Source organism: Acinetobacter sp. YH12211, assembly GCF_013418015.1.
GTDB lineage: Bacteria > Pseudomonadota > Gammaproteobacteria > Pseudomonadales > Moraxellaceae > Acinetobacter > Acinetobacter towneri.
Map to the genome: position 1 here is coordinate 1 of NZ_VPCW01000063.1, position 1,765 is coordinate 1,765.

Genomic DNA, 1,765 nt, shown 5'->3' on the forward strand with positions numbered 1-1,765 from the left:
ACTCTGAATCACAATTCACCTCCGACGATATCCTAAAAGACTGGCAATCCAAAAATGAAGTTAAGCTGGTAATTGCTGAAGATGGTACTCCCAAAATTCTGCTTGTTTCCGCACCTGCTGAACATGAAATTGCATTTATAGATTGGATCTCGTTCACACTAAAGCGTTATACGTTCATGGATGACTATATCGGACTTGAAGAAAGTCTTATAAATGATGTCTGCATAGATTGTATGGGTCAAAAGTTAGAACAAATTTTTGGATTTAAATTAGGTCAAAAGCGGAAAAACGGTAAAAACTTTTACGAACAATGCTACGAAATAACAAACCATGAGGGCGTTGGCGTTGGTGATCTCTGCATAGGTGGGCAAGCCAATTCAATCCTAGTTATGATCAATGGGCAAGGCTGCTTAATGGGTGACTATGGTTGGCAAAATCGCTTGTATGACTTTCTAAATCAATCTCAAGGCGTAAAAATCACACGTTTAGACTTAGCCCATGATGACTATGACGGAACATACTTAAATATTGATGATCTGAATGAGCGTGAATCTAACAAGGAATTTTATTATTTTGGAAAGCCTGCAAGGGTTACATGGTACGGTGATTGGAAATATTTAGACCGTGACAAACTAGGTCGTACTTTGCAAATTGGCTGCCGTACTTCTGACAAGCTGCTACGTGCTTATGAGAAAGGAAAGCAATTAGGCGATAAAAATAGCGAATGGGTACGGCTCGAAGTTGAATTAAAAGCAAAACATACGCATATTCCTTTTGATGCTGTTATCAATCCCTCTGATTACTTCATTAATTTGTACCCATGCTTTAAAGATATTTTTAAGTATGACGATCAAAAGCAAAGCCGTATTGAATATGTGAAGCGTACAGTTTCTATTAAGGTTGATAAGGGTATAGATATTATTCGTCATCAATTTGGTCGTTGGTTGGGGTTCTTTCGTGAATGGTTCGGGGACGATGAATCGTGTCTTGAGGCTCTCTCTCTGCCTTTTAGCGTTCCTAAGAGGTTCGATCTAACAAAACAGGATTGGGCTAGGGTGCACCCTGAATTCTGTTCTACTTAAGCTATTTGCATATAAATCACATGTAACAGAGGGGGCGGAGTGCCCCCGAACTGACGGGATATGAGTTACTAGCCTTTTCCTCTCTGATTACAAGCTCCCTTTGGACTGTAAACGGTAAGAATTAGGCTTTGCCGACGCAACGACATAATGAAATAGATAGCGAGTGAGGTGAGGACGGTGGCGGGCTGAGGGCACGCAAGCCGCACCGCCCACAGCCGAATGAAGAAAAATATTGATTCTTATAGTGTGTATGGTGTAGATTAAATCTGCACGTAAGAAGCTAACAAGCTAAAGACCTGTGAAGTTAAAGACCTGAGCGCAATGTATCGACAGGCACAAAAGCAACAGGCAAAAAAATGGGCTATCAGTGCAGCAAACACTATAGCCCTTGATGAACTTTAAAGAGGAAAGTCCATGACTAAATTCTATGGGGAAAGCAGCCCTTTTACAACTGCTTCAACTGAAAATTACTCTAAATTTGCTAATGATTTCCTAAAAAATCGGACTTTACCCACTGTATCACCGTGGGGGTGCCACGTTAGTAATACGTGGCAAAACTCTGAATCACAATTCACCTCCGACGATATCCTAAAAGACTGGCAATCCAAAAATGAAGTTAAGCTGGTAATTGCTGAAGATGGTACTCCCAAAATTCTGCTTGTTTCCGCACCTGCTGAACATGA

At 40.8% G+C, this 1,765-nt stretch carries 2 protein-coding genes; both read left to right on the forward strand.

Features of this window, described 5'->3' with window-relative positions:
• The coding region (locus FTU98_RS13780) for a replication initiation factor domain-containing protein (protein ID WP_180051563.1) at positions 1-1,082 on the forward strand (1,082 nt) is incomplete at its 5' end.
• A 414-nt stretch (positions 1,083-1,496) separates the two neighbouring features.
• The coding region (locus tag FTU98_RS13785; protein ID WP_180051564.1) for a hypothetical protein at positions 1,497-1,765 on the forward strand (269 nt) is incomplete at its 3' end.